Annotated in this window: 25 protein-coding genes; 3 read left to right on the forward strand and 22 right to left on the reverse strand. The window is 62.8% G+C overall.

Annotated elements, in window-relative coordinates; genetic code table 11:
* Positions 1–15 precede the first annotated feature (15 nt).
* The 8 genes from ACYP01_RS17215 to ACYP01_RS17250 all read right to left on the reverse strand — a co-directional run bounded on the left by ACYP01_RS17215 (position 16) and on the right by ACYP01_RS17250 (position 7,893).
* Entirely contained in the window at positions 16–843 is an 828-nt protein-coding gene (locus tag ACYP01_RS17215) for a TM2 domain-containing protein (RefSeq protein ID WP_007728705.1), read from the reverse strand.
* A gap of 126 nt (positions 844–969) precedes the next feature.
* A complete protein-coding gene (locus ACYP01_RS17220) occupies positions 970–1,395 on the reverse strand; it encodes a TM2 domain-containing protein (RefSeq protein ID WP_218748574.1) in 426 nt (141 codons plus the stop codon).
* A complete protein-coding gene (lgt, locus tag ACYP01_RS17225; RefSeq protein WP_172403549.1) occupies positions 1,392–2,450 on the reverse strand; it encodes a prolipoprotein diacylglyceryl transferase in 1,059 nt (352 codons plus the stop codon). The genes ACYP01_RS17220 and lgt overlap by 4 nt, the downstream gene beginning before the upstream one ends.
* Positions 2,447–3,250 carry a tryptophan synthase subunit alpha gene (trpA, locus tag ACYP01_RS17230; protein ID WP_003944010.1) on the reverse strand — a complete coding sequence of 268 codons (804 nt, stop codon included), beginning with the start codon at positions 3,248–3,250 and terminating at the stop codon, positions 2,447–2,449. The genes lgt and trpA overlap by 4 nt, the downstream gene beginning before the upstream one ends.
* A complete protein-coding gene (trpB, locus tag ACYP01_RS17235; protein WP_070161397.1) occupies positions 3,247–4,596 on the reverse strand; it encodes a tryptophan synthase subunit beta in 1,350 nt (449 codons plus the stop codon). Before trpB ends, trpA begins: the two co-directional genes overlap by 4 nt.
* A gap of 74 nt (positions 4,597–4,670) precedes the next feature.
* The gene (trpC, locus tag ACYP01_RS17240; RefSeq protein ID WP_003944016.1) at positions 4,671–5,480 is read right to left on the reverse strand and encodes an indole-3-glycerol phosphate synthase TrpC; all 810 of its coding nucleotides are present in this window, start codon (positions 5,478–5,480) and stop codon (positions 4,671–4,673) included.
* A 125-nt stretch (positions 5,481–5,605) separates the two neighbouring features.
* Positions 5,606–6,310 (reverse strand): TIGR02234 family membrane protein, encoded by a 705-nt coding sequence (locus tag ACYP01_RS17245; protein WP_459681419.1) that lies wholly within the window; start codon positions 6,308–6,310, stop codon positions 5,606–5,608.
* Complete coding sequence (locus tag ACYP01_RS17250) at positions 6,307–7,893, reverse strand: anthranilate synthase component I (protein ID WP_459681421.1); 1,587 nt, start codon at positions 7,891–7,893, stop codon at positions 6,307–6,309. The genes ACYP01_RS17245 and ACYP01_RS17250 overlap by 4 nt, the downstream gene beginning before the upstream one ends.
* A 57-nt stretch (positions 7,894–7,950) precedes the next feature.
* Here ACYP01_RS17250 and ACYP01_RS17255 point away from each other — a divergent pair, with 57 nt between their 5' ends.
* Positions 7,951–8,409 (forward strand): peroxiredoxin, encoded by a 459-nt coding sequence (locus tag ACYP01_RS17255; protein WP_003944036.1) that lies wholly within the window; start codon positions 7,951–7,953, stop codon positions 8,407–8,409.
* Between the two features lie 58 nt (positions 8,410–8,467).
* Here ACYP01_RS17255 and ACYP01_RS17260 read toward each other — a convergent pair whose 3' ends face one another.
* Positions 8,468–9,250, reverse strand: a complete 783-nt coding sequence (locus tag ACYP01_RS17260; RefSeq protein ID WP_003944012.1) for a dioxygenase family protein — start codon at positions 9,248–9,250, stop codon at positions 8,468–8,470.
* A 174-nt stretch (positions 9,251–9,424) separates the two neighbouring features.
* On the opposite strand from ACYP01_RS17260, the gene ACYP01_RS17265 reads away from it, so the two are divergent.
* A complete protein-coding gene (locus ACYP01_RS17265; RefSeq protein WP_030536759.1) occupies positions 9,425–9,934 on the forward strand; it encodes a MarR family winged helix-turn-helix transcriptional regulator in 510 nt (169 codons plus the stop codon).
* A 28-nt stretch (positions 9,935–9,962) separates the two neighbouring features.
* On the opposite strand, the gene ACYP01_RS17270 is transcribed toward ACYP01_RS17265, so the two are convergent.
* Positions 9,963–11,501: an FAD-binding protein gene (locus ACYP01_RS17270; RefSeq protein WP_459681425.1), complete on the reverse strand. Its 1,539-nt coding sequence runs from the start codon at positions 11,499–11,501 to the stop codon at positions 9,963–9,965.
* 197 nt (positions 11,502–11,698) lie between these two features.
* Between ACYP01_RS17270 and ACYP01_RS17275 the strand changes: the two genes are divergently transcribed.
* A complete protein-coding gene (locus tag ACYP01_RS17275) occupies positions 11,699–12,289 on the forward strand; it encodes a TetR/AcrR family transcriptional regulator (protein ID WP_003943994.1) in 591 nt (196 codons plus the stop codon).
* On the opposite strand, the gene ACYP01_RS17280 is transcribed toward ACYP01_RS17275, so the two are convergent.
* From ACYP01_RS17280 to ACYP01_RS17335, 12 genes are read right to left on the reverse strand one after another with little or no spacing between them, the layout of a single operon-like run.
* Complete coding sequence (locus tag ACYP01_RS17280; RefSeq protein WP_459681468.1) at positions 12,286–12,744, reverse strand: hypothetical protein; 459 nt, start codon at positions 12,742–12,744, stop codon at positions 12,286–12,288. The genes ACYP01_RS17275 and ACYP01_RS17280 overlap by 4 nt on opposite strands.
* Positions 12,745–12,749: 5 nt before the next feature.
* Positions 12,750–13,286: a hypothetical protein gene (locus ACYP01_RS17285; RefSeq protein WP_459681428.1), complete on the reverse strand. Its 537-nt coding sequence runs from the start codon at positions 13,284–13,286 to the stop codon at positions 12,750–12,752.
* Entirely contained in the window at positions 13,253–14,572 is a 1,320-nt protein-coding gene (locus tag ACYP01_RS17290) for an MCE family protein (protein WP_459681430.1), read from the reverse strand. The genes ACYP01_RS17285 and ACYP01_RS17290 overlap by 34 nt, the downstream gene beginning before the upstream one ends.
* Positions 14,569–15,702 carry an MCE family protein gene (locus tag ACYP01_RS17295; protein WP_459681432.1) on the reverse strand — a complete coding sequence of 378 codons (1,134 nt, stop codon included), beginning with the start codon at positions 15,700–15,702 and terminating at the stop codon, positions 14,569–14,571. Before ACYP01_RS17295 ends, ACYP01_RS17290 begins: the two co-directional genes overlap by 4 nt.
* A complete protein-coding gene (locus ACYP01_RS17300; RefSeq protein WP_459681434.1) occupies positions 15,699–16,958 on the reverse strand; it encodes an MCE family protein in 1,260 nt (419 codons plus the stop codon). Before ACYP01_RS17300 ends, ACYP01_RS17295 begins: the two co-directional genes overlap by 4 nt.
* Positions 16,958–17,980 (reverse strand): MCE family protein, encoded by a 1,023-nt coding sequence (locus tag ACYP01_RS17305; RefSeq protein ID WP_459681436.1) that lies wholly within the window; start codon positions 17,978–17,980, stop codon positions 16,958–16,960. The genes ACYP01_RS17300 and ACYP01_RS17305 overlap by 1 nt, the downstream gene beginning before the upstream one ends.
* Positions 17,977–18,999 carry an MCE family protein gene (locus ACYP01_RS17310; RefSeq protein ID WP_231783421.1) on the reverse strand — a complete coding sequence of 341 codons (1,023 nt, stop codon included), beginning with the start codon at positions 18,997–18,999 and terminating at the stop codon, positions 17,977–17,979. The genes ACYP01_RS17305 and ACYP01_RS17310 overlap by 4 nt, the downstream gene beginning before the upstream one ends.
* Positions 18,996–20,165 (reverse strand): MCE family protein, encoded by a 1,170-nt coding sequence (locus tag ACYP01_RS17315; RefSeq protein WP_459681438.1) that lies wholly within the window; start codon positions 20,163–20,165, stop codon positions 18,996–18,998. The genes ACYP01_RS17310 and ACYP01_RS17315 overlap by 4 nt, the downstream gene beginning before the upstream one ends.
* 9 nt (positions 20,166–20,174) lie before the next feature.
* Positions 20,175–21,047, reverse strand: coding sequence for an MlaE family ABC transporter permease (locus ACYP01_RS17320; protein WP_003944051.1), 873 nt, complete (start codon positions 21,045–21,047; stop codon positions 20,175–20,177).
* Positions 21,044–21,784 (reverse strand): MlaE family ABC transporter permease, encoded by a 741-nt coding sequence (locus tag ACYP01_RS17325; protein ID WP_030536769.1) that lies wholly within the window; start codon positions 21,782–21,784, stop codon positions 21,044–21,046. Before ACYP01_RS17325 ends, ACYP01_RS17320 begins: the two co-directional genes overlap by 4 nt.
* A gap of 34 nt (positions 21,785–21,818) precedes the next feature.
* Positions 21,819–23,072, reverse strand: a complete 1,254-nt coding sequence (locus ACYP01_RS17330; RefSeq protein ID WP_030536770.1) for a cytochrome P450 — start codon at positions 23,070–23,072, stop codon at positions 21,819–21,821.
* Positions 23,073–23,125: 53 nt separating this feature from the next.
* Entirely contained in the window at positions 23,126–24,763 is a 1,638-nt protein-coding gene (locus ACYP01_RS17335) for an acyl-CoA synthetase (protein WP_459681442.1), read from the reverse strand.
* Between the last annotated feature and the right edge of the window lie 3 nt (positions 24,764–24,766).

Below are 24,766 nucleotides of genomic sequence, written 5' to 3' on the forward strand. Positions count from 1 at the left end.
CGACGATCGTTTCGATCAGCTACGCAAAGGGCGGTTGTACTGATCGCGCACACTGCCGGTCAACATCATGATTCCGTCGATGAGCGGCCAGATGCCACCGATTCCACAGGTCAACCAAGTGACCGCGATCTGTGCGACAGCCATGCCGGGCTGGTTGAGATAAAAACGTCCTGCACCGAATCCGCCGAGCAGAATGCCCAGCAATCCGGCAGTCGTCTTCGACTTGTCCGAGTACGGTTCACCGGTCATCGGGTCACGTCCGTATGGTGCGGACGGGTCGACCAGGCCGTAGCCAGGCTGAGGATAACCCTGAGCTTGTGGATACCCCTGAGGCTGACCGTAACCCGGCTGTGAGTATCCCGGCTGGGGGTAGCCCTGCGGCGGAGCCGCGTAGGGATTCGGAGTCTGATCTGCCGGTGCACCGTAGACGGGACCGTCCGTCGGGGTTTGGGTCGGCCTCGAGTAGTCCGGCGCCGGATAGTCGGTCGCCGGATAGTTCTGAGCGGCGTAGCTTTCCTGCGACGTGTACGGCGCTGTTGGCTGATTCGGGGTGGAATCAGAATCGGCAGCGGGAAACGCTGTGGTCGATTCGGTTCCGGTCGGCGGCGGGTAGATGGGGTGGTTTCCCCATCCCGGACCGTTTCCGACTCCCGAATACGTGTCCCAGCCTGGACCGGTGCCGGTGGTCTCCGTCGACGGCGTCTTTTCGGTGGGTGCCGAGGTTTCCGTCAACGACGCATCCGCCGTCGCGTCGTAGTCGAACGGCGACCCGAACTGCGGTGGAACCGGCGGCTGTGATCCAGACGAGTCCCCCGACTCGGAAGGTTCCGGATTCTTGTTCAAGTTAGGCAACGTACTTTCCTTCGATTCGACGACGGTACGTAATAGCTTTTGTTATCGGACTTCGAGAAGGCTCGACCTTCTCGAGGCCAGTCCCCCACACATGTTTCCTCGGTTCGCGCTCGCGACTCATCCTCGCAATGGCCGGCGAGCACCGTCCCGCGCATTGCCCGAAAGTATCACGATGCCGTCGACGAACGCCCAGATCCAGATTCCGATCGCAAATGGAATTCCGATGAGTAACGCCGACATGAACAGCGCGAAGAACATGCCGAGCAGTTGGCACAATCCGATGCCGACACTTCCGATATAGAGGCGCCCGACTCCACAGATTCCGAAGAAGCCCAGCAAGATCTGCAACAGTCCAGCGGTGGCCTTCGACTTGTCGGAATACGGTTCCCCGGTTACCGGGTGCCGACCGTACGGGGCGTAGGGATCTCCGAACCCGTACATCGATGGAGGCGGCAATGGCTGCTGATATCCGTACGGATTGGGCGCGCCGTAGACCGGTCCCTGATCCTCGGGGAATCCCCCCTGCGAATAGGGACCTGTCACGGCTTGTCTTTCTTCGACAGCTTCACCGCGTCCGACGACTCATCCGACGCTGCCGTGGAGGCGCTTGCCTCACTGGAAGCGGATTCAGCAGCATCGGATTCAGAATCTTCAGCGTCGGCCTTCGCCGAATCAGTTTCGGTAACTGGCGCCGCGACTCCTGCTTCACCGGCGGCTACCGCAGCGACGTAGTCCTTCGACTTCAAATCAGCCGGATCCTCACGACCCTTCTTCGCCAGGAAGAAGTAGGCCAGTGCGGCGAAGAACACGATCCCCGAAGTGAATGTGTTGACGCGAATGCCGGCGATCTCGTAGGCGAAATCGTCGCGCATCAGTTCGACGACGAACCGGCCCAGGCAATAGCCCGCGACGTACAGAGCAAACAGGCGTCCGTGGCCGATCTTGAATCGGCGGTCGACGAGGACCAGCAGGATCACGATCAGGACGTTCCACACAGCTTCGTAGAGGAAAGTCGGGTGAACGACCCGAATGACTTCTCCGTTGGAGACACCTGCCAGTTGATCGAGCTGGCCGGAAGAGTTCACACGCTCGAAGATCTCGAGGCCCCACGGGACGGTGGTCTCGCGACCGTACAACTCCTGGTTGAAGTAGTTGCCGATACGACCGATGGCCTGCGCGAGCAAGATTCCGGGCGCAATCGCATCACCGAGCGCGGACACCGGAATGCCGCGTCGACGGCAGCCGATCCACGCACCGATGCCGCCGAGGAACACTGCTCCCCAGATTCCGAGGCCTCCCTGCCACACCTTGAGTGCGTCGAGTGGCTGACCGTTCTCGCCGAAATAAGCGGGCCAGTCGGTCAAAACGTGGTAGAGCCTGCCACCGATCAGACCGAAGGGAACGGCCCAGATCGCGATGTCGAGAACGGTCCCCTTCTCGCCGCCGCGGGCGACCCAACGACGATCTCCCCACACGATCGCGACGATGATGCCGAGGATGATGAAGAGCGCGTAGGCGCGAAGCGCCACCGGTCCGACGTACCAGACGCCTTGGGGCGGGCTGGGGATATAGGCCAGCAGGTCCACAGTTGAGGTCACGACGCCACGGTAGCCGAGCGGACGCCCTCGGCGAGTTCTTCGGTGAGCGAGCGAACGGCTCCCAGGCCGTTCTCGACCGCGGAGACCAGAGCCGAGCCGACGATGACGGCATCGGCGTATGCCGCGATTTCGGCAGCCTGTGCGCCGGAGCGAACTCCCAATCCGACGCCGACGGGAATGTCGGAATGCGCGCGGATCCGTGCGGTCAGTTCCGGAGCCATCGACGACACGGCGTCGCGAGCGCCGGTGACACCCATTGTCGAGGCCGCGTAGATGAATCCACTACTCGCATCGAGTGTCATCGCGAGCCGTTCTTCCGTCGAGGACGGGGCGACAAGGAAGATCCGGTCGAGGTGGTGCTCCTCGGATGCTTCCATCCAGGCGCCGGCTTCTTCCGGAATGAGGTTGGGGGTGATGAGTCCGAGCCCGCCGGCGGAAGCGAGGTCTCGTGCGAACTTGTCGACGCCGTACTGCAGTACCGGGTTCCAGTAGGTCATCACGACGGCCTTGCCGCCGACCGAACTGATCTGCTCGATCACGGTGAAGATGTCGCGAAGGCGAACGCCGTTGGTGAGTGCGGTTTCGGCTGCACGCTGGATGGTCGGACCGTCCATGACCGGATCGGAATACGCGACACCGACTTCGATGATGTCGCAGCCACCGTCGACCATCGCCTTGAACACGTCGATCGATTCGGGAACGGTCGGATAACCGGCAGGCAGGTAACCGACGAGGGCGGCACGTTTGTCAGCCTTGCACGCGGCAAAGGTGGGTGCGAGGCGTGATGGTCGTTCGCTCACTTGTCCGAGCCTTCCGTGTTGTCGTTCTCGTCTGCTGCATCATCCGGAGCGGCTGCCTGACCTGAGGCGCCGTCGAAAAGACCGAACCAGCTTGCGGCGGTGTCCATGTCCTTGTCACCGCGACCGGAGAGATTGACGACGATGATCGCGCCCTCACCGAGTTCTTTGCCAAGTCGGAGTGCGCCGGCGACGGCGTGGGCCGATTCGATGGCCGGGATGATGCCCTCGCGGCGCGAGAGCAGCAGCAGCGCATCCATGGCTTCACTGTCGGTGACGGGTTCGTAGGTCGCACGCCCGATATCGCTCAGGTAAGCGTGCTCGGGTCCGACGCCCGGGTAGTCCAGACCAGCAGAGATCGAGTGCGATTCGATGGTCTGACCGTCTTCGTCCTGGAGCAGGTAGGAGTAGGCACCCTGGAATGCGCCAGGGGTACCGCCGGCGAACGTTGCTGCATGCCTTCCGGTTTCGACACCGTCGCCGGCTGCTTCGTAGCCAACCAGCCGTACCGACAGATCGTCGATGAACGGGTGGAAGATTCCGATTGCGTTGGAGCCGCCTCCGACGCAGGCTGTGACTGCATCGGGCAGGCGGCCGGTCAGTGCCTGAACCTGGACGCGTGTTTCGAGGCCGACCACTCGCTGGAAGTCGCGAACGATGGTGGGGAACGGGTGCGGACCTGCCGCGGTACCGAAGCAGTAATAGGTGTTGTCCGCGTGGGAAACCCAGTCGCGCAAGGCTTCGTTGATCGCGTCCTTGAGCGTGCGCGAACCGGTCTCGACCGAGACGACCTCCGCGCCGAGCAGGCGCATGCGTGCGACGTTCAGTGCTTGCCGTTCGGTGTCGACAGCACCCATGTAGATGACGCACTCGAGACCGAGCAGTGCACAGGCGGTGGCCGATGCCACACCGTGCTGGCCCGCTCCGGTCTCGGCGATGATGCGGGTCTTGCCCATACGCTTTGCCAGCAGAACCTGACCGAGAACGTTGTTGATCTTGTGAGAACCGGTGTGGTTCAGATCTTCACGCTTGAGAAGGATGCGCGCACCGCCGGCGAACTCGCTCATTCGCGTTGCCTCGAAAATCGGCGACGGACGCCCGGTGTAATCGCGCTGCAAGCGATCGAGTTCGTTCAAGAACGTGTCGTCCGCTCGAGCCTTTTCGTACTCCGCAGTGACTTCCTCGATAACCGCCATGAGGGCTTCCGGCACATGCCGTCCGCCGTAGACGCCGAAATGGCCTCCGGCATCGGGATCGTGGGAGCGCTCGGTGAGTCCCGCGCTGGCCGGCGGCAGATTGCCGCCCTTGAATATTGCACCGGAGCCTGGTTCCTGAGTACGTGAAGTCACCCCACCAGTCTGCCCCAACGGTGTCGCTGGTCACCGCCCGGGTGCATCAAAGCACGCCGGGCGGGTGCAGCGATTTATCGAGACGGTTTGGGGCAGGACGGGTGCGCACCTGCATTGACCAGATCTGCGACGGCCTTGCGAGGGTCGCCGCTGGTCACGAGGCCTTCACCGACGAGCACTGCGTCGGCGCCCGCCCCGGCGTACGCCAACAGATCGGCAGTTCCGCGAACACCGGACTCGGCAATCTTGATCGTCTCGGTCGGAAGACCGGGAGCGATGCGACCGAAGGTGTTCTTGTCCACCTCGAGAGTCTTGAGATTGCGGGCGTTCACACCGATCACCTTGGCGCCGGCTTCGAGCGCGCGGTTGGCTTCTTCCTCCGTGTGCACCTCGACGAGGGCAGTCATTCCCAGAGATTCGGTGCGATCGATCAACGAGGCGAGCGCCTGCTGCTCGAGTGCCGCCACGATCAGCAAGATGACGTCGGCGCCGTGAGCGCGAGCCTCGTGAATCTGGTACGGCCCCACGATGAAGTCCTTGCGCAGCACCGGAATGGTGACCGCTTTACGGACTGCGTCGAGGTCGGCCAACGAGCCGTGAAAACGGCGCTCTTCGGTGAGAACACTGATGATGCGTGCGCCACCGGCTTGGTACGCCGCGGCAAGCTCAGCGGGATCGGCAATGTCGGCCAACGCACCCTTTGACGGGCTCGCTCGCTTGACCTCGGCGATGACGCCGATGCTCGATTCCAGAAGTGCTGCTGCAGCATCGAGTGCAGGCGGTGCAGCGGCCGCAGCAGCCTTGACTGCAGCGAAGTCGAGTACGGCTTCGCGGGCGGCGACATCAGCGCGCACCCCGTCGAGAATCGAGTCGAGTACGGTCATCGTGGCCCGAATCCTTTCTGGGCAAGAGCCCGATGTGAGATACGTCATCAGGGTGGTCTCAGCCTAGTGGGACGAAATTTTGCTACTCCGTCGGGGTACCCACGCAGGTGAGGGTTCAGTCTTACTCAGTGGGACGACCCCGGTTTCGCGCCGTTGTCTCCCCCAACTCCGTCGTCCCCGTCAGTCGCTGTCGGGTCCTCTCCGGCGTCGAGCGCATCCCACAACATCCGTTGTGTCACAGGCTCGTCCGATGCAGGTTTGTCTCCCTGACCGAGCTTGGCCGCGGCCTCGCGGCGCGCGGCAGGGTTGTCGTATTTCGACGACAACCCGCCTCGCACTGGAGGTTTGCGCATCAGAAGTACTGCCGCGCCGAGCGCCGCCACCGCTCCGAGCAACTCAAGCAAGGCAGGCAGTACCGAAACAGTCGTCGAGAGATCTTCGGGGTGACCGGACAACTCGGCCAACTCCACCGCTCGGTCCGCAGAGGCTCCGGACACCAACAACTGCACTGCCGGAACCGCTACCGCGATGGCGACGAGGGCAACCAACAGTCCGACTACCCGAAGTGCCCAACCTCGCACCGCAAACGACGCCGCGATCGCCGCCAGCAGCGCGAGCGCGAGCGGAGTCATCGCCGCCGCCCAGGTGCTGCCGTCGAGATCCGTCGTCCTCTCCAGCGTCTTGCCGTCGCTCGAGGTCAGATGAACCCACGTCATTCGTGAGCTGCCCCACAGAGCTGCTGCCGACAACGCCAGCAGAAGCGTTCTCGGCACGGCGGTGCCACGAGAAACGCTTGTAGGCTCCGCTGCACTCGACTCGTTCTCACTCACTGATCGTCACCTCCGATGGTGCGCAGGGTGTGCGCCGACGCAATCGCGCTCAGCACTGCCATCGCCTTGTTGCGGGCCTCGGTGTCCTCGTAGAGCGGATCCGAGTCGGCGACGACACCGGCGCCCGCCTGGACGTATCCGATCCCGTCCTTGATCAATGCCGTTCGGATCGCGATCGCGGTGTCGGCGTCGCCGGCGAAGTCGAGGTAGCCGACGATGCCGCCGTAGATACCGCGCCTGGTCGGTTCCAGTTCTTCGATCAGCTGCATCGCTCGGACCTTGGGTGCCCCTGACAGGGTTCCAGCGGGGAAGCATGCGGTGACGGCGTCGAGAGCGTGCTTTCCCTCGGCCAGATGACCGGTGACGGTCGATACGAGATGCATCACGTGGCTGTACCGCTCGATGTGCCGGTAGTCGTGCACCTTCACCGTGCCCGGGCGACAGACACGACCCAGATCGTTTCGCCCCAGATCGACGAGCATGAGGTGCTCGGAGTTTTCCTTCTCGTCGGCGAGGAGGTCCTTCTCGAGCAGGATGTCGTCCTCCTCTGTGGCACCGCGCCATCTGGTTCCAGCGATCGGGTGTGTTGTCGCGACGCCCTCGGCGACGGTGACCAGTGCTTCCGGGCTCGAACCGACGATCGAAAACGCAGTCTCTCCATCACCGTTCGGCACATTGAGCAGATACATGTACGGGCTGGGGTTCGACGCGCGCAGCATCCGGTACACGTCGATCGGCGCTGCAGTGCAATCGATCTCGAATCTCTGCGAGAGGACTACCTGGAATGCCTCGCCCGCTTCGATGTCGCCGATCAACTTTTCGACGTCGACACCGAAGCTCTCGGTGGTGCGCTGACGGCGGTAGTTCGGAGTCGCTTTCGAAAATGTCGACACCGTCGATTTCGCCGGCGCCGCGAGAGCACGAGTCATCGCGTCCAACCTGGCGACTGCGTCGTCGTACGCCGTGTCGACGCGCTCGTCCGTGCCGTCCCAGTTGACGGCATTGGCGATGAGGGTGATCGCCCCTTCGTGGTGATCGACTGCGGCGATGTCGGCGGCAAGCAGCATGACCATCTCGGGGATCTGCAGGTCGTCGACCGCGGAGTCACCCAATCTCTCGAGGCGCCGCACCGCGTCGTAGCCGAGGAATCCGACCATTCCGCCGGTCAGCGGTGGCAGGTCGGGCAGCCGCTCCGAACGAAGCAGCTCGAGGGTGGCGCCGAGCGCGTTGATCGGGTCGCCGCCGGCCGGAGCACCGGCCGGAACGTTGCCGTACCAGGCCGCCTCTCCGTCCACGACGGTCAGTGCAGCCGGACTTCCGACGCCGATGAACGACCACCGCGACCACGAACGACCGTTCTCGGCCGACTCGAGCAAGAAGGTGCCTGGACGATTGCCGGCCAACTTCTCGTATGCCGAGAGCGGAGTTTCGGAGTCCGCCAACACTTTCCGAGTGACCGGAACGACCCGGTGCTCAGCTGCGAGGGCACGGAACTGCTCCCGGGTGGTGGTGGAATCGGACGCGTCACCGACGATCGCGGTGTCGGACGACCGTGCGGACATGGAGGTGGGCTCGCCGTGCATGCCTCCATCATCCCAGGCTCCCCCACACGGTCGTCGTGCGCGGGTAACCTCGGCCGAATGAAACCAGGCCAACTCGCCCCCGATTTCTCGCTGCCCGACCAGGACGGAACTCCGCGCTCGCTGACGAGCCTGCTCGAGAACGGCCCCTTGGTCCTCTTCTTCTACCCGGCAGCCTCGACGCCGGTGTGCACCGCCGAGGCGTGCCACTTCCGTGACCTGGGCAGCGAATTCGCCGCGGCGGGCGCTTCGCGGGCGGGTATCAGCACCGATACGGTCGAAGCTCAGTCCACCTTTGCCACCGCACAATCCTTCGACTACCCCCTACTCGCCGACACCGAGGGCAAGGTAGCCGAACAGTTCGGCGTCAAGCGCGGACTCCTGGGCAAGTTGGCTCCGGTCAAACGCTCGACCTTCGTGATCGACACCGACCGCACCGTCCTCAAAGTCATCTCGAGTGAACTACGCGCCAACACCCACGGCGACCAGGCGCTCGAGTTCCTTCGCAATCGAAGCTGACTCACCTGGGCGACCTGATTCTCTGCGCAACCTGACTTCTCTGCGCGATTTGAAATCTCTAGGCGACCTGAATCGAGCGCTTCGCAAGCCCCATCCAGAATCCGTCGATCACCTGGGTGGGCACCTGTTCCGGATCGGACGACGCACCGAGCGTGACGAACAACGGGGCGAAGTGCTCGATGGTCGGATGCGCGTACGGCATCCCGGGAGCTTGAGCGCGGAAGTCGATCAAGGAATCGACGTCACCGGCAGCGAACCTCTCCCCTGCCCACGCGTCGAATTCCGCCGACCATCCCGGGGCCTGCGCCTCCGGTGACGGATCGCGCAGGAACGGTAGCCCGTGCGTGGTGAATCCGGATCCCACGATCAGTACACCTTGCTCACGGAGTGGCCGTAGGCGCTGTCCGAGATGGAGCAAACGCTCGGGATCGAGGGTTGGCAGCGAAATTTGCAGTACCGGGATGTCTGCGTCCGGGTACATCACCGTGAGCGGCACGTAGGCACCGTGATCCAGGCCTCGATTCGGCTGCTGAACCACGCGTTCGTTGTCCGGCATCAACGCGGCAACCTGGGCGGCGAGTTCCGGAGCGCCGGGAGAGTTGTACTTCGCGCGGTAGAACCTCTCGGGAAAACCACCGAAGTCGTAGATGAGCGGGGTGCCCGTGGTCGTCGATCCGATCGTCAGCGGTGCTGATTCCCAGTGCGCCGATACGACGAGGATTGCCGTCGGCCGCGGAAGATCGCCGGCCCACGCCCCCAACTGGTCGACCCACAACGCGCTGTCCACCAGCGGCGGAGCACCGTGGCTGAGATACAGCGCAGGCATGGTTGTGGTGGACATACGGACTCCTCGGGATAGACATTCGTCGTAAGTTGAAGGTTCAACCTAATATAGAACTCAACACTTGCGTCCCGCAACTATTCCCCGCAGGATTCTTCTGGACATGCGTCTGAGACGCTGTACACAAGCACGCTCCGTGCACGAAGAATGCTCGACCCGAAGGAGAAGTCACCGATGAGTGAACCGACCGCGCAGCCCGACGCGCAGTCTCAGACGAAGTGGCTCACAGCCGAGCAGCAAGAAGCATGGCTGACACTGATCGCTCTCGTGACACGGTTGCCTGCCGCACTCGACACTCAACTACAACGCGATTCGGCACTCACACACTTCGAATACTTCGTACTCGCGGCACTCTCGGACGCCCCCGACCACAAGCTCCAGTTGTCGGTACTGGCCCAGCGCGCGAACGCGTCCCTGTCCCGCCTCTCGCACGTGATCACGAAGATGGAGAAGGCCGGCTGGGTGAAACGGGAAGTCATTCGTGGCAGCCGCGGCTCCAACGCAGTGCTCACCGACGAGGGAATGGCAAAGGTGGTCGCGGCCGCACCGCCGCACGTCGCCTCAGTTCAAGGTCTCCTCTTCGAGGGCCTCGACGATCGCCAGGTCGCCCAGCTTTCGTCGTTGGGTACAGCAATGCTCACCCAACTGGACAAGGGAATCGCCGCCGGACTCGGCAAGGCCTGACCACATCCCCGAGACGAGCGACTGATGATCAAGACGGCAGCTTCGCGAGGTCGAGTGCAGCCAAGTGACTGAACAGCATGCTCGCTCCGATCGGGTTTCCACCGCCGGGGTACGTAGTCCCGCTTGCCGCTGACATCGTGTTCCCCGCCGCGTACAACCCGGCAATCGCCGTACCGTCGGCTTTGAGCACCCTCCCGGTCGCGTCGGTGCGTAGACCACCTTTGGTCCCGAGGTCGGAGATGCCGAACGCGGCAGCGTGAAACGGCCCTTGGTCGATCGGTACGAGCGGCGAAGCCCCCTCGGAGAAGGCGCGGTCGTACGCAGCGTCTCCTCGACCGAAGTCCGTGTCGACGCCAGTCGCCGCAAACGCGTTGAATCGCTTCACGGTCTCCACCAGTTCCGCTGCGGGAACATCGATCTGGGCAGCGAGGTCTTCGAGTGTCTGTGCACTCTTCCACAACCCCGCATCCACATACTGCTCCGTCTGTGCCATGGGTACGTTGGGCGCCTTCACCGGCGGCACTGCGCCTTCGCTGTTGTCGTAGATCATCCAGTACGGCGTGGTTACTTTCCCTGCCCGCATGTGTTCGATGACGGCGCGGCCCAAGCGGTCGTACGGCGCTGATTCGTTGACGAATCGGCGACCGTCGTCGTCCACGAAGATTCCGCCGGTGAACCACAGCGCAAACGCGGAGCGGCCATCCGGATGGGTCAGTCCCGGCGACCACCAGGCCTCTCCCATGAGGTCGGTGTCGGCGCCCGCGGCGACCGCCGCCTGGTGTGCCTTCCCGAGGTTGCCGGGGCAGCCCATCGTGTCGAGAGCGGATCCGGGGACACCGAATTCGGCCCGCAAGGTCTCGTTCTGCTCGAATCCACCGGCGGCGAGGATCACTCCTCTGCGTGCCTGAATGGTTCGACGCCGACCATCTCGGTCGACGACCGCGCCGACGACCGATCCGTCCTCGACGACCAATTCTTCGAGAGTGGTCTTCAGGTGCATGGTGGCGTTCGGGAGTTCCGCAAGAGCCAACAGGAATCGACCGATCAACGACTGGCCGCCGACGAGGTACTTCGGCAACTTCTCCCCCAGCCGTTCCCTCGCCAGCGGCGGACGAAGCGAATCACGAAGGGCACCCATCTTGTTCGCGTTCATTGGCTTGGGAACAATGTGCCGTCCACTCGCTCGAGCCTTGGGCTCTTCACCGAAGTAGTCGGGCCACGGCAGTATCTGAAACTCGAAGTTCGAGTCCTCTTCGAGGTAGTCGATCAACCCGGCGCCACCTCGAACGTAGGCTTCCTGAACGTCGGCGGGCGTACGATCACCCACCACTGATCGGTAGTACTCCAGCGCATCCTCGATGGTGTCGTCGTCCCCGCCCCGACGAAGAACGGCGTTGCACGGGAACCACATTCCGCCGCCGCCCGAGTACGCCGTTGTTCCGCCGTACTTGTCGGTTGCTTCGATCGCAATGACGTCGAGGCCTTCGCGGGCTGCCGTGTACGCGCCGGTGAGTCCGCCGCCTGATCCCACAGCGAGTACGTCGCACGTCTCGTCCCACTTCGTCATCGTCAGCCTCTCTGATTCTGGGCACAGTTTCCGAACATGTTCTAGAAATCGTTCTAACACATGGACTTAGCGATCGCGGGGGTTCGAAATTCTGTCCCACCGAGCGGGAGCGAGACATGACGCCGAGCGGGAGCGAGAACGAGCAGCGATAGCGCACACTTTGCTCGCACGGGTCTGATCCCGTAGTGTCTGGACACATGTCTGGTAAGACCAAGTTCGAGTCCACTCGTCGACGGCTCACACAGCAGCAAGCCGAAACCGTCGATCGATTGACCGCGGCAGCGATCACGGTCCTGCGCGACAAAGGGTTTGCCGATCTGACTGTACGAATGGTGGCAGCGGAAGCCGGTGTCGCCGCAGCCACGGCATACACCTATTTTTCGTCCAAGAGTCACCTTGTGGCAGAACTGTTCTGGCGCCGACTCGACGCGGTACCGCACGAGCCCTCCCCCGAGGCGGAACGAGAAGCGCAGGTCTGCTCGGTCCTTCGAAGCGTCGCACTCCTCGTTTCCGACGAACCGGAGCTGGCCGCGGCCGTGACCACGGCGATGATGGGCAATGATCCCGACGTCGAACACCTTCGGGGACGTATCGGCAAGAACATCCGCGAGCGGCTCATCGAGGCGCTGGGGCCGTCATACGATCCCGACGTACTCGAAGCACTCGAAATCTCCTGGTCCGGAGCGCTTGTTCGAGCCGGCATGGGTTACGAGTCCTATTCGCAGATCGCAGACCGGCTCGAAGTCACTGCCAGGCTGATCATGGCGGGCCGCGACAACCTTCACTAGATGGGGGTCATGGCACTCACCAGCCATGTGCCGTCGACTCGATCGAGTGTCACCTCGACTCGGCTCGACGTCGACGCTGGTGCCGGCCGCGCGATACTCGTCGTGATCTGATCGACGAACAGGAGCAATTCTGCTCGGTCTGCAGCAGCGGAGAGCACTCCGACGTCGACTACTCGCGCCTTCGTGCTGATTCCTTGCTCCTTCGACTGGGGTGCAACGGTTTTCGATCCGAATTCGGCGAAGCCGTCCTGAAATGTTCCACTTGCGCCCTCGGCAGCATGTGCAAGATCCTCGTCCACCGTGTCGCTGTTGTAGGTCAAGAGATACTCGACGAGCATCGGCGCCACACCGATCACCTCTACACGTGCGGTTTCAGCGGCTGCCGAACGGTGGTGACTCCAGAGCAGAGTCCCGCCGACTCCCACCAAGATCAGCGCTGCAAACGCCAAGACCATGCGCTTCACGGCACGAACTCCACACTCGACATCAGTACCCGCCCGTCGACGTCCTCGACACCGACGCGCAGACGGTAGGTTCGAGCCGAAGACTCTCCCGCTGAATTGGCGACCTGAGCAGAGGCGGCGATCAGCACCACCCCCGAGGTACCGGACTCCGATGCCAAGGCTGCGGTGTCGACACGCCCGTCGGAATCGACGGCAAAATCACGGATGGACGCGACGAACGCAGATTCGCCGGACTTCAGTTCGTCGGCAAAGGCCCCCGTACTCAGCGCCTGTAGCGTCGCGAGATCCTCGTCGACTGTGGCGGAGTGAACGTCGATCAGAGCGAGGGCTCCTGCGACCGCACCGTCGACGTACTCTTGACGCTGGGTCTCGCGCGCCCGGTCGGATTGAACTGCCAGAGCACCGAAGACGACAACGACGCTCAGAGCCGCGAGTGCAATCCAGACCAGGGCAGTGAGTACACCGCGCTTCCCTCCGACCGGATCCAGCACCTCACCTCTCAGCGATTCGTCGGCGTCAGCAACTGTTGCCACGGCTCACCCTCCCCCGGGCCGGAGTCAGCCGGAGCCAACTCCGTGTGTTGATAGTCGACTCCGTCAGGCCCGGTGTACAACTCGCCGGGTGCATTGGTCCCCGACGGCACGTACGCTTCGGGGCTCCGGCAGATCTCCGGGCTCGGTGCTCGTTTGCCCGGTACCTCCATGCAGGGAATGTTCCGAGATCCACGAACGGCGAAGACCGAGTTCTGTGGCACTTTGCAGTACAGATCAGCCGGGGTGTCCGGCACACTCGTCTGGGTCGGGTCCCGTCGCTGATCGGCAGGAAGGTAACCGGTCGAGCACGCCGCAGGGTCCTGCGCTTGGAGATGGAAGTTGACGTTCGCGGCGCCGTCCACCTGCCCGCGTTGTACGACGGTTTCCTGTGCCGCGACCAGTGGCGGCAAGATGACGAGCACCTGCTCCAAACCGGCGTTGTACGTCAAAGCCACCTGAGCGGTGCTGGTGAAATTGGCAAGCAGCACAGGCAAAGTGGGTTTGAGGCCTTGAAACAGCAGGTCGGCTTCAGTCGCGAAGCCCGGTCCGGTCTCGAGGATATTGCGCACGGACCCGTCGGCGACCTCCAACTGTCCACTGAGTTGAGCGACACTGGACGCCCACTGGCGAATCTGATCGCCCGTCACCACCTGTGTCTGCAGGAGCGGATCCAACTGCTGTACGAGCGTCGTAGCCGGCGTTGTGGCAGCGGACATCTGATCGACGAACGAGGTGGTCGAATCCAGCAGACGAGCCAGGTCCTCTCCCCTGCCTCCGAATGCTGCCGCGGACTCGTCGATCACCGATCGCAACTTGTCCTGCGGTACGGATGCGAGCATCGCCTGCGCCTGATCGAGGACCGGTCCGATCTCGGTCGGGATCGTGACAGCGTCGGGGCCGATCACGTCTCCGTCGGTCAGAAAGGGTCCGTCCGCGGTTCTCGGTTGCATGTCGACGTATTGCTCGCCGATGGCCGACACGCTTCGCACCGCTACTGTGAGCCCGCTGGAGGGAACGGGAACCGCACTCTCCAAAGATAATTCGGCGCGTACCACTCCCGGAGACAGACGCACCGACCTGACCTGACCGATGGTGTCGCCGCGATAGGTCACGTTCGCGTTCCGATACAGGCCGCCGGCGTCGGGCAGTTCGACTGTCACCGAATAGCGCCCGATGCCGAGCATGGTCGGAACTCTCAGGTACGAGATAGCCGCTGCGCTCATGCCTATCACCGCCAGGATCGCGAAGATCGTCAATTGCCTTCGCACCAACTTCGTGAGAATCATCGTCCACCTCCCTGGGCGGGCTGCGCTGTGCCAAGTGGGCCGGGCTGCCCTGTGCCGAGTGGGGCGGTCAAGGGATCGACCAGTACTCCGTTCTCCACGGGGGTTTGCGGCGCCCCGAACGGAGTGCCGAAGCCGAGCCCCGACTGGAGACGATTACTCGTGAGGTCGATCAGCGCCCACAGATTGGTGTAATCGCCGCGCATTCCGTCGTCGATGGTCGTCTGAGGGAAGGGAAAGGTACTCAGGTTGCCCAAATTGTTGATCAGGTCCGGCCCCGTTTCGACCACCTTCTGCAGCGTCGATTCCAAGGCGCTCAAATTGGCTTTCAAATCGTCGCGGGTCCGGTCGACCAGATCGGTCCCGACGTCCCCGAACCTGCCGACCGCATCGAGGGCGGTGGTCAGGTCGACGCGTTGGGCGCTCAGTTCCGCCAAGGCTGGATCAAGGGTCTCCAACGCCTCACCGAGAACGTCTCGCTGAGCCGTGATCTCGCCGGCGAACACGTCGAGATTCTCCATGGTCGTGACTATCGCCTCGCGTTGACGGTCGAGTGTCTCGGTCACGGTGTCCATCTGGCTCAGCAGGTCGCGCGCCGCATCCGTCCGTCCGCCGAGAGCAGTGTTCAGTTCCGTGGTGATGCTGTGAATCTGGGCCAGCCCACCGCCGTTGAGCACCAAGGACAGTGCCGTCAACGCTTCCTCGGTGGTGGGATAGACACTGGCCGATGCAAGGGGAATCACGGATCCCTCCGACAACCGCCCTTCCGACGCCACCTCGGTGGGCGGCGCGAGCGCGACGTGTTTGGATCCGAGCAGACTGGTTTGGCCGATCTTGGCAGTCGCGTTGGCGGGCAGCGACACCGAGCCGTCGAGCGCAACCGTCACCCGTGCGTGCCAGTTGTCGGTCTCGATCGCACTGATACTTCCGACTGTCACGTCGTTGACCATGACCGGAGAGTTGGGACTGATCGACGTGACGTCCGGCATCTCGATCACGACCGAGAAACTTCCCTCACCGCGGCCGGCCGCGCCCGGCAGCGACACCGAATTCAGCCCGCTCCATTGACAACCCGTCAGAACGAGCACGGCGCTCGCCGCCACACAAACTGTTCCCCACCGGCGGCCAATCATCGTGATCCTGTCGACGGCATGAGCAAGCCGGTCAGATCAGACGCCACCGGTACCGTCGGAAAGCTCAAGGCGCCAGTCGGTTCCAGATCAGGCTCGCTGTACACCAATTGATCCGGAAGAGCGCCGAGCGCCCGGGTCGGATTGATGCTCAGGTCCGGGTAGTTCGCCTTGATCGTGTTGAGCAACGGGCCGAGGTATTCGATGCACAAATCCGCGCCCTTCGAGGTGTCGTTGGCCAGGCCGGCGATTCCGCCGCAGATCAAGTCGATTGGGTTGCCGACGTTCTGGAATGCGGGCACACCCACCATCGCTCCTTGGGCCGGCCGGTAGACGTTGTAGTAGTTCGACAACGCTGTCGGAGCCAGATGCAGTACCTTCTCGAGACCTGCGCGCTTGTCGACCAATACCTGGGACACGTCGGCCAACTTCGCGATCTGCTCCGTCAAGCCGGTTCGGTTCTGTTCGACGAACCGCTGTACGTCGACGACGGCGGCGTCCAGATCGGCGAGAGCCGGAGCCAATTGCGTCCGGCTCTCGGCGAGCGCACTCGAGACATTTGCCAGTCGTCCTTGGAACTGAACGATCTGTTCGTCGCTTGCGGCGAGTGCGGTCGTGAAGGTCTGCAGGCCGCGGATAGTGCCGAACAGATCGGCTCCGCCTTCGTCGAGTGTGCTCATAGCCTCCGAGAGTTCGGTCACCGAGCGCCCCAGCGCTTCCCCGTTGCCGGCCAATGCGGATCCGGCATCGTCGAGGAAGTCGGCGGCGGGACCGCGATCGTCCCCGTCGGGACCCAAAGCATCGGCAGCCCGGCCCAGCTGTTCCTTGATCTGGTCCCATTCGACCGGGACCGCCGTTCTGTCGAGTGGGATCTCCGCACCGTCATTCAGTGCGTCGGCGCCGTCCGTCACCGCCGGCGTCAACTGCACGAAGCGGGCCGAGACCAGCGACTGGGCAACGATCACCGCTTTCGCGTCCTCGGCGACGGGAACCTCGCGCGCCAATTTCAGTTCGACGCGCATTCGATCTCCCTGTGGGGCGATCGCGGTGACGCGGCCGACGTCGACTCCCACGACACGAACGTCGTCACCGACATACAGACCGGTCGTCGAGGTGAAGTAGGCCGTCACGTTGTAGTAGCGCAGATGTTGCACCGCAAGGTATCCCGACACGACGACGATCGCCGCACCGATGACGCTTCCACCAACGACGGCGATTCGACGCCAGTTCAGCGGAGTGCGAACTCGTGAAGCACCCATCATCGAACCTCCGGAATCGGTAGCGGCGCAGGTGGTAGCCCGAACATCGCGTTGATCAACGGTTGGGTGTATTGCGCCGGCACCAGGTTCTGGACGTAGGCGTAGTAGAAGGGGCCGCTGGCCACGGTGTCACCGAGCGTGCCCACGTACGTACCGAGACCGTCGATTCCCTGAGAAAGGTTGTCCTTGTTGTTCTGCAGAATGCCGACAACCGTGTCGAGTTTGCCGAGGACCGGCTGCAATTGCGCCTCGTTGTCGTGGACGAGTCCGCTCAGCTGGGTCGACAACGCCGAGATGTTCGTGATCACTTCCCCCAGCGCCGCCTGTCGCCGATCCAGTTCTCCCAACAAGGCGTTGCCGTCGACGAGTAGCGCGTTGACCTGTGGTCCACGCTCGGCCAGCGTCCCGGCGACGTCGTTTGCATCGGACAGCAAGGTGCGCAACATGTCGTCGCGTCTATTGACGCTGTCGGAGATCCGTGCGACACCGTCCAGTGCCGGCCTCAGGTTCGGCGCACTGTCGGACATCACCTGTCCCACTGCGTCGAGCGATTCGGAGAGTTGGTCGAGATCGATGTCCTCGACCGTCGTGGTGAGGTCACCGAGTACGTCGGGAAGCGAGTACGCCGATCTTGTTCGCTCGACCGGGATCTCGCCGCCGACCGCGATCCTTCCCGTACCGTCCAGATCGAGTGACATCGCTCGCTTGCCGAGCAACGACATCGTGGTGACGGCTGCCGATGTGCTTTCTCCCAAACCGATCGAGCCTTCCAGTGTGAAATCCACGCGCGCGAGTCCGTGCTCGACCTCGATCCGATCCACCGTTCCGATCTTCACTCCGGCGGCGTTGACTTCGTCTCCCGGCGCGAGACCGCTGGCGTCGGCGAACACCGCGCTGTACCCGACACCCGATTTCAGGAACTGCAGATTCTGATACTGGAGCGATGCCAATACGACGGCGGCCGTGACGACCAATCCCACGACCCCCACGCGTACGGCCTGGCTCTGTGCCATCTCTCTCATCGTGGTGCGCACCTTCCGGTCGTCTGATCCACCAGGTCGACAGTGAGCGGAGTACCGTCGGCACCGTCGACCTTCAGCGCGATTCCGCACAGATAGAAGTTGAAGAACGATCCGTACGAGCCGACTCGGATCAGCTGCTTGTAGTTCGAGGGCATGGACGCGAGAATCCGATCGAGCTCACTCTGTTGCTCGATCAGCGGATTCAGGCTTGCGTCCAGCTTCGACAGGTTTCCCGCGATGTCCGGGCGAACTCCGGCGAGGAGATCGGCAAAGGTGCCTGATGCTGTGTTCACACTCTCGACGGCAGTCCCGATCATCTCCCGGTCCGCCGCGAGCCCGCTGACCAGCTGTTGCAGGTGATCGAGAGTGTCACTGAACTGACCACCGCGGCTGCGCAATTCACTGAGCACACCGTCGAGGTTGCCGATCACTCGACCGATCAGTTGGTCGCGGTCTGCGAGAGTGTTCGTGATCGATCCGGTGTGCGCCAGCACCGATGCCACAGTTCCGGACTGGCCTTGAAACACCTCGAGCAAGGACATCGACAACGCGTTGACCTGCTCCGGGTCCAGGGCTTGAAACAGCGGCTTGAAACCACCGAGTAGCGCATCGAGGTCGAGTGCCGGTGCGGTGCGATCGACGGGGATGCTCTCGCCCTCCGGTTGCGGTTCCGCGATCCCCGGATCGTCGAGCAGTTCGAGGTATCGATTACCCACCAGATCCTGATATCGAACAGCGACTCTGGTCGATACAGTCACGGTGTCACCCGTATCCACACTGAAACTCACGTGGGCACGGTGATTCCCACCGAATTCGACGGAGCCGACAGAACCGACCGGCACACCTGCGATGCGCACCTTGTCGCCGGCTCTGAGCCCGGAGGCGTTGACGAACTCCGCCGAGTACGACCTCGCGTCGCCACCTCGCATCTGGCCGAACACGAGGATCAGCCCGGCGTTGACGAGGATCATCACCAGAACAAAAATTCCGAACTTGACGGTGTACCCACGAACTTTCATCGGATCTCCGTCCCGAACAGGTAGCTCATCAGATCCGGGACCGTGTTCATCGGTTGCCCACCATTCGGCTGACGCTCGGGCGCAAACGGATTCACCCCGGTATCGGTCACCAGGTACGGCGCATTGATGTTCGGGTCGCGCAGTGGAAGACCCATACACTGCGGGCCACCTGTTGCCGCGACCTTCGGAAGGTCGTCGGGATATCGGTACGGTTCGGTTCCGGCGATCAGACCGATCGACATCTTGATTCCTGGTTGTCCGTTGTAGGCGCCGTCGCCGATCTTTTTGCTCTCCTGAAGTCCGTGGAACATGCAGGGAATCACCGGGGAGTACTCCTCGAGCAGTGCGGTGGTCGGCCGCAGTAACGACAGAACGGTGTCGATACCGTCGGCGTTGGCTCCCAGTACATCTTCTCCGGTGCGGGCGACCCCGATCACGTTGAGCAAGAGGAGATCAAGATTCTGCTGCTCGTCGAGAACAGTGGTTCCCGTCGTCGTGAGCGAGTCGAGGGTGTCCATCAAGTCGAGAACAGCGTCGCGGTAGGTCTGTGTGACGGCTGGTAAATCCGTCAACACATGATCGAGAGCCTCACGTGCAGTGTTGAATTCGAGCAAGGAGGAATCTGCTTGCTCGAGTGCGACCCCGAGCCGTTCGCCGCGTCCTTGCAGAGCAGTCGAGAGGGCACCCAATGTCGAATCGAGCTTGCCCGGGTCCACCGTCCGGAGCACGGTGGTGAGTTTCTCGAACACCGTGTTCAGCTCGACAGTCACCCGGGATGCGTCGATCGTCGCCCCGGCGGCAAGTCGCACGCTGCTCGGCTGCTCCGGCGAGGACAGACTGACGAACTTCGCGCCGAAGGCCGTGTTCGACGTGATCGCTACATCCACGTTTGACGGAATCGATTCGAGCGCTTCGGGATCGATCGACAACGACAGTTGTGCGGTAGCGTCGTCAGTCGGCGTGATGGACTCCACCGAGCCCACGGTCACCCCGGCCATCTTCACCCGCGCGCCCGGATCCATCACGAGCCCCGCGCGCTCCGCGATCACCGTGATCGGGACGCGAACGACAAACACCTGGTTGAAAGACGCGACCGACAAAGCGATGACCCCGACGATCGCCGCAGCCAAGCCCAGAGCAGCCAACTTGTAGCCGTATCTGTGCACGCAGTCCCCCTAACCGGACAGATTGAAGTTGCCGGAACCGCCGTAGAGCGCGAGTGAGACGAGCAGGGTCACCGCCACGACGCAGATCAGCGAGAGCCGAACCCCGCGGCCCACTGCAGTTCCCACGCCCGACGGTCCCCCGGACGCGTTGTATCCGTAGTACGTGTGGATCAGCATCACCAGTAGTGCCATCACGAGCACTTGAACGAAGGACCATGCGACATCGACCGGATCGAGGAAGGTCGTGAAGTAGTGGTCGTAAAGACCGGAGGACTGACCGAACAGCACGACCGTGGTGAACCTTCCGGCCAGAAAAGATCCTACGAGCGCCAATGAGTACAGCGGCAAGATCGCGATCATCCCTGCGGTGACGCGGGTGCTGACGACGTACGGGACCGAACTGATCGCCATCGATTCGAGGGCGTCGATTTCCTCACTGATGCGCATGGCACCGATCTGCGCGGTCGAACCTGCGCCGATCGTGGCCGACAGGCCGATTCCCGCGATGACCGGCGCAGCGATACGAACGTTGATGAAGGCGGAGAAGAATCCGGTGAGCGCTTCGACTCCGATATTTCCCAGTGAGCTGAAACCTTGGATCGCAATGGTACCGCCCGAGGCGAGAGTCAGAAATCCTACGACCGCAACCGTGCCGCCGATCACTGCCAAAGCTCCGGTGCCCATGCTGATCTCGGCTACCAGCCTCAACACTTCTTTCGGGTGTTTGCGAATTGCCCACGGGATGTGAGCGATGGCGCGCGCGAAGAAGACAGCTTGTCGCCCGACGTCGTCGATCGAGCGTGACGTTCGAGCCACCCGCGCCCGCGTGCGTCCGAACTTGCCGATTTGTGCCAGCGAATCCGACAGCGTCACCTCGATCACCCCGCCGTCAATCGGATGCCGACCGCGGTGACGATGGTGTTGACGACGAACAACGCCATGAATGCGTACACCACCGTTTCGTTGACGGCCTCCCCCACGCCTTTCGGCCCACCCCGTACCGACAGTCCGCGATAGCAGGCCACCAATCCCGCCAGCATCCCGAACAGTGCAGCTTTGACCATCGACAACGCCACCTCGGGCAGGCCGGTCAGCAACGTGATTCCCTCGACGAAGGCGCCAGGGTTCACGCCCTGGAGAAACACCGAGAAGGCGTAACCGCCGGCGATGCCGATGACGCAGACGAGTCCGTTGAGCAGCAAAGCCACCACGGTCGACGCGACCACCCGAGGAATCACCAGCCGAGTGATCGGATCGATCCCGAGCACCTCCATGGCGTCGATCTCTTCACGAATCGTTCTCGATCCCAGATCGGCGGCGATGGCAGTCGCGCCCGCACCTGCCACGATCAGCACCGTCACCACCGGACCGACCTGAGTCACGGCGCCGAGCGCGGCCCCGGCGCCGCTGAGGTCGGCGGCACCGATCTCACGGAGCAGGATGTTGAGCGTGAAACTCACCAGGACCGTGAACGGCACGGCCACCAATACGGTCGGCACGATCGACACCCGGGCGATCATCCAACTCTGCTCGAGAAACTCCTGCACCTGAAAGCGAGTGCGGAACAAGCCCACTGCGACATCGGCGCCCATCCGGTAGAACTGGCCGAGTTCGCGCATCGGGCCCGCAAGTGCAACTCTTCCGCTGTACACGTCAATGCCCCGAAGGACATGACGTGGAGTTGCCGTAGTCGACCTTGAATTCCTTGATCCCGTTGAGCCAACCGGACGAGAGCCTGCTCGGATCGCCGAGCTTGCTGATGTCGGGCATGTGATCGGCGATCTTGCCGAAGATCAGATCGACCTCCATTCTGGCCAGGTTGGCGCCGACGCAGTAGTGCGGCCCGGTTCCTCCGAACGCGAGGTGCGGGTTCGGGTCTCGGGTGATGTCGAAGACGTCGGGGTTCCCGAAGACGGTTTCGTCGAAGTTCGCCGAGCCGTAGAGCAGTACGACGCGCTGCCCCTTCGCAATCGCAGTGCCGGCAATCTGTGTGTCCACCACGGCTGTTCGTTGCATCGACGTCAGTGGCGAAGCCCAGCGGATGATCTCGTCCGCGGCGGTGCGCGGACGCTCGCGCTTGTACAGTTCCCACTGATCCGGATGCTCGAGAAATGCCATCATGCCGAGTGTCGTTGCGTTTCGCGTCGTTTCGTTGCCCGCGACAGCCAACATGATGACGAAGAAACCGAACTGTTCCGGGGTGAGTTTCTGCCCGTCGATGTCGGCATGCACCAAGCGTGAGATGATGTCGTCGAGCGGTTCCTCCCGTCTCGCCTCGGCCAGTTGATAGGCGTAGCCCAGGATCTGCGCCGACGCCATCCGAGACTCGCCGGCGAGCGACTCGTCGTCGTATCCCGTCATCTGATTCGACCATTCGTACAGCTGACGGCGCCCGTCCTGCGGTACACCGATCAGCTCCGAGATCGCCTGCATGGGTAACTCGCTGGCGACCTGGCTGACAAAATCACCGCTACCTTCCGCCACGGCAGCCGACGCTATGTCTTCTGCCCGCGCTTCCAACCCGGCCCGCATCGCTTCCACCGACCGCGGAGTGAACAAGCGCGCCACCAACTTGCGCAGCTGTGTGTGCTCAGGGGCGTCCTTGTTGATGAGGACGTGTTTTGTCGCCTCCAACTCCTCCGCCGAGATGTTGTCTTCATGCCGCGGAATGCAGCCGTTGACGTTGCTCGAGAACTCCTCGCTGCGCAACGAGACGTCGCGGACGTCTGCGTGGCGGGAGACAACCCAACAACCACCGTCGTGAAATCCGCCGGTACCCGGTTCCTGGGCGTTCCACCAGACCGGAGCGCATCGTCGTAGTTCGGCGAACTCGGCAAGCGGGACGCGCTCGCCGTACAGATGCGGGTCGGTCACGTCGAACCCGTCGGGAAGGTCGATCTCAGGCATTGCAGATGCTCCTTTACGGGTGGGTGCCGGGTGCCTGGTGTTGCGTGTGAGCGCTAGTCGATCCGGTGGACCGGGTCGCTGTTCTGTGAGAACTCCTTGGCCCAGCGGTAGTCCGGCTTGCCGCTCGGCGCTCGAACGACCTCGTCGGCGGTCCAGAAGGAACGCGGAATCTTGTAGCCGGCGAGGTGACTGCGGGCGTGCTTCTCGATGGATTCGAAATCCGGTTCCACACCGTCGCGGATGCGAAGCACCGCCGCCACCCGATTGCCCCACCGCTCGTCCGGAACACCGATCACTGTCGCGTCGTAGATGTCGGGATGGGCCTTCACCACTGCTTCGACTTCTTCCACGAAGACCTTCTCACCGCCGGTGTTGACCACCATGTTTCCCCGTCCGAGGAGGGTGACCGAGCCGTCGTCCTCGATCCGCGCCCGGTCTCCGGTCACCACTGCCCGTGCGCCGTTCACCTCGCGGAATATCTCGGCCGACTTCACCGGGTCCTTGTAGTAGCCGAGTGGAACGTTTCCGAGTTTCGCCAGCCATCCTTCGGCGCCCGAGCCCGGCTCCAACACTCGGTTGTCGTCGTCGACGACGACCGTGAATCTGTTGGCACCCACTTTGGGTCCGCCACGCTGCTCGAGCCCTTTGGTTGCGAATCCGATTCCGCCGAAGCCTGTTTCGGACGATCCAACCGAATCGGAGATCATCAGATTCGGAAAGACGTCGAAGAACGCATCTTTGACCGATCCGGAGAAGAGCGCAGCGCCGGAGGCGAGCACGGCCAGGCTCGACGCATCCGGTTGCAATTCGTGATGGGCTTCGACCAGTGGACGGCCCATGGCGTCGCCGGTGATGACCATGACCTGCGGGCGATATTCGGCGACGACTTTCCAGACCTGCGCCGCATCGAACTTCGGTTCGAAGATGACGGTGTTTCCGGAGAACAGAGCGTTGAACGTCGGCATCAGTGCCGAGGTGTGGATCAGCGGTGGAAGCATGCACCACCGCATCGGTTCGGCTGCCGCGGCGCCACCGCGCGACTGCTGGTACTCGTCGGCGATCGGCTCACCCGAATAGAAGTCGTAACCGCCGGCCAACACGCGCCAGATGTCTTCCTGCCGCCAGACGACGCCTTTCGGTCGTCCGGTTGTTCCGCCGGTGTAGAGAACGTAGACGTCGTCGCCGGAACGCTCGGGAAAAGCATGTTCACCTACGCGCAGCGGGGATTGGTTGCCGAGCGCATCCTCGTACGCCACTGCCCCCGGAATCGACGGTTCGTTCCCGAGAGCGAGTTCGTCCGCCACCTCGATCACGTACTTGACCCGCGGCGCGGACACCAACGCCTCGGCAACCCGCTCAGCGAAACCACGATGGAAAACCAACGCCGTGAGATCCGCGTTCTCGTACAGGTAAACCAATTCGTCGCTCGTGTAGCGGTAGTTCACCGTGATGGGAACGCCGCGGATCTTGAAGGCCGCGAGGACAGCAACCATCGCCTCGATCGAGTTGTGCAGTTGAATACCGATGTGCGAACCGACACCCAACCCGACGGACTGGAAGTAATGCGCCAATCGGTTGGCCCGCTCGTCGAGCTCACGGTATGTCACCTCGTCGCCGGAAACGATCAGCGCGAGGCGATCGGGCATCGCATCGACGGAATGCTCGAACAGGTCTGCAAACGTGTACGCCATAGG

Source organism: Rhodococcus sp. no. 34 (assembly GCF_054589475.1).

What these genes read in the sequence shown, in the direction of transcription:
- ACYP01_RS17325 (WP_030536769.1), bottom strand. Translation starts at nt 21,784, where the DNA reads ATGCGCGAACTCGGCCAGTTCTACCGGATGGGCGCCGATGTCGCAGTG.
- ACYP01_RS17250 (WP_459681421.1), bottom strand. Translation starts at nt 7,893, where the DNA reads ATGCACGGCGAGCCCACCTCCATGTCCGCACGGTCGTCCGACACCGCG.
- trpC (WP_003944016.1), bottom strand. Translation starts at nt 5,480, where the DNA reads ATGACCGTACTCGACTCGATTCTCGACGGGGTGCGCGCTGATGTCGCC.
- ACYP01_RS17280 (WP_459681468.1), bottom strand. Translation starts at nt 12,744, where the DNA reads ATGGTCTTGGCGTTTGCAGCGCTGATCTTGGTGGGAGTCGGCGGGACT.
- ACYP01_RS17335 (WP_459681442.1), bottom strand. Translation starts at nt 24,763, where the DNA reads ATGGCGTACACGTTTGCAGACCTGTTCGAGCATTCCGTCGATGCGATG.
- ACYP01_RS17265 (WP_030536759.1), top strand. Translation starts at nt 9,425, where the DNA reads ATGAGTGAACCGACCGCGCAGCCCGACGCGCAGTCTCAGACGAAGTGG.
- ACYP01_RS17290 (WP_459681430.1), bottom strand. Translation starts at nt 14,572, where the DNA reads ATGATTCTCACGAAGTTGGTGCGAAGGCAATTGACGATCTTCGCGATC.
- ACYP01_RS17295 (WP_459681432.1), bottom strand. Translation starts at nt 15,702, where the DNA reads ATGATTGGCCGCCGGTGGGGAACAGTTTGTGTGGCGGCGAGCGCCGTG.
- ACYP01_RS17255 (WP_003944036.1), top strand. Translation starts at nt 7,951, where the DNA reads ATGAAACCAGGCCAACTCGCCCCCGATTTCTCGCTGCCCGACCAGGAC.
- ACYP01_RS17275 (WP_003943994.1), top strand. Translation starts at nt 11,699, where the DNA reads ATGTCTGGTAAGACCAAGTTCGAGTCCACTCGTCGACGGCTCACACAG.
- ACYP01_RS17310 (WP_231783421.1), bottom strand. Translation starts at nt 18,999, where the DNA reads ATGAAAGTTCGTGGGTACACCGTCAAGTTCGGAATTTTTGTTCTGGTG.
- ACYP01_RS17270 (WP_459681425.1), bottom strand. Translation starts at nt 11,501, where the DNA reads ATGACGAAGTGGGACGAGACGTGCGACGTACTCGCTGTGGGATCAGGC.
- ACYP01_RS17260 (WP_003944012.1), bottom strand. Translation starts at nt 9,250, where the DNA reads ATGTCCACCACAACCATGCCTGCGCTGTATCTCAGCCACGGTGCTCCG.
- ACYP01_RS17305 (WP_459681436.1), bottom strand. Translation starts at nt 17,980, where the DNA reads ATGAGAGAGATGGCACAGAGCCAGGCCGTACGCGTGGGGGTCGTGGGA.
- ACYP01_RS17300 (WP_459681434.1), bottom strand. Translation starts at nt 16,958, where the DNA reads ATGGGTGCTTCACGAGTTCGCACTCCGCTGAACTGGCGTCGAATCGCC.
- ACYP01_RS17330 (WP_030536770.1), bottom strand. Translation starts at nt 23,072, where the DNA reads ATGCCTGAGATCGACCTTCCCGACGGGTTCGACGTGACCGACCCGCAT.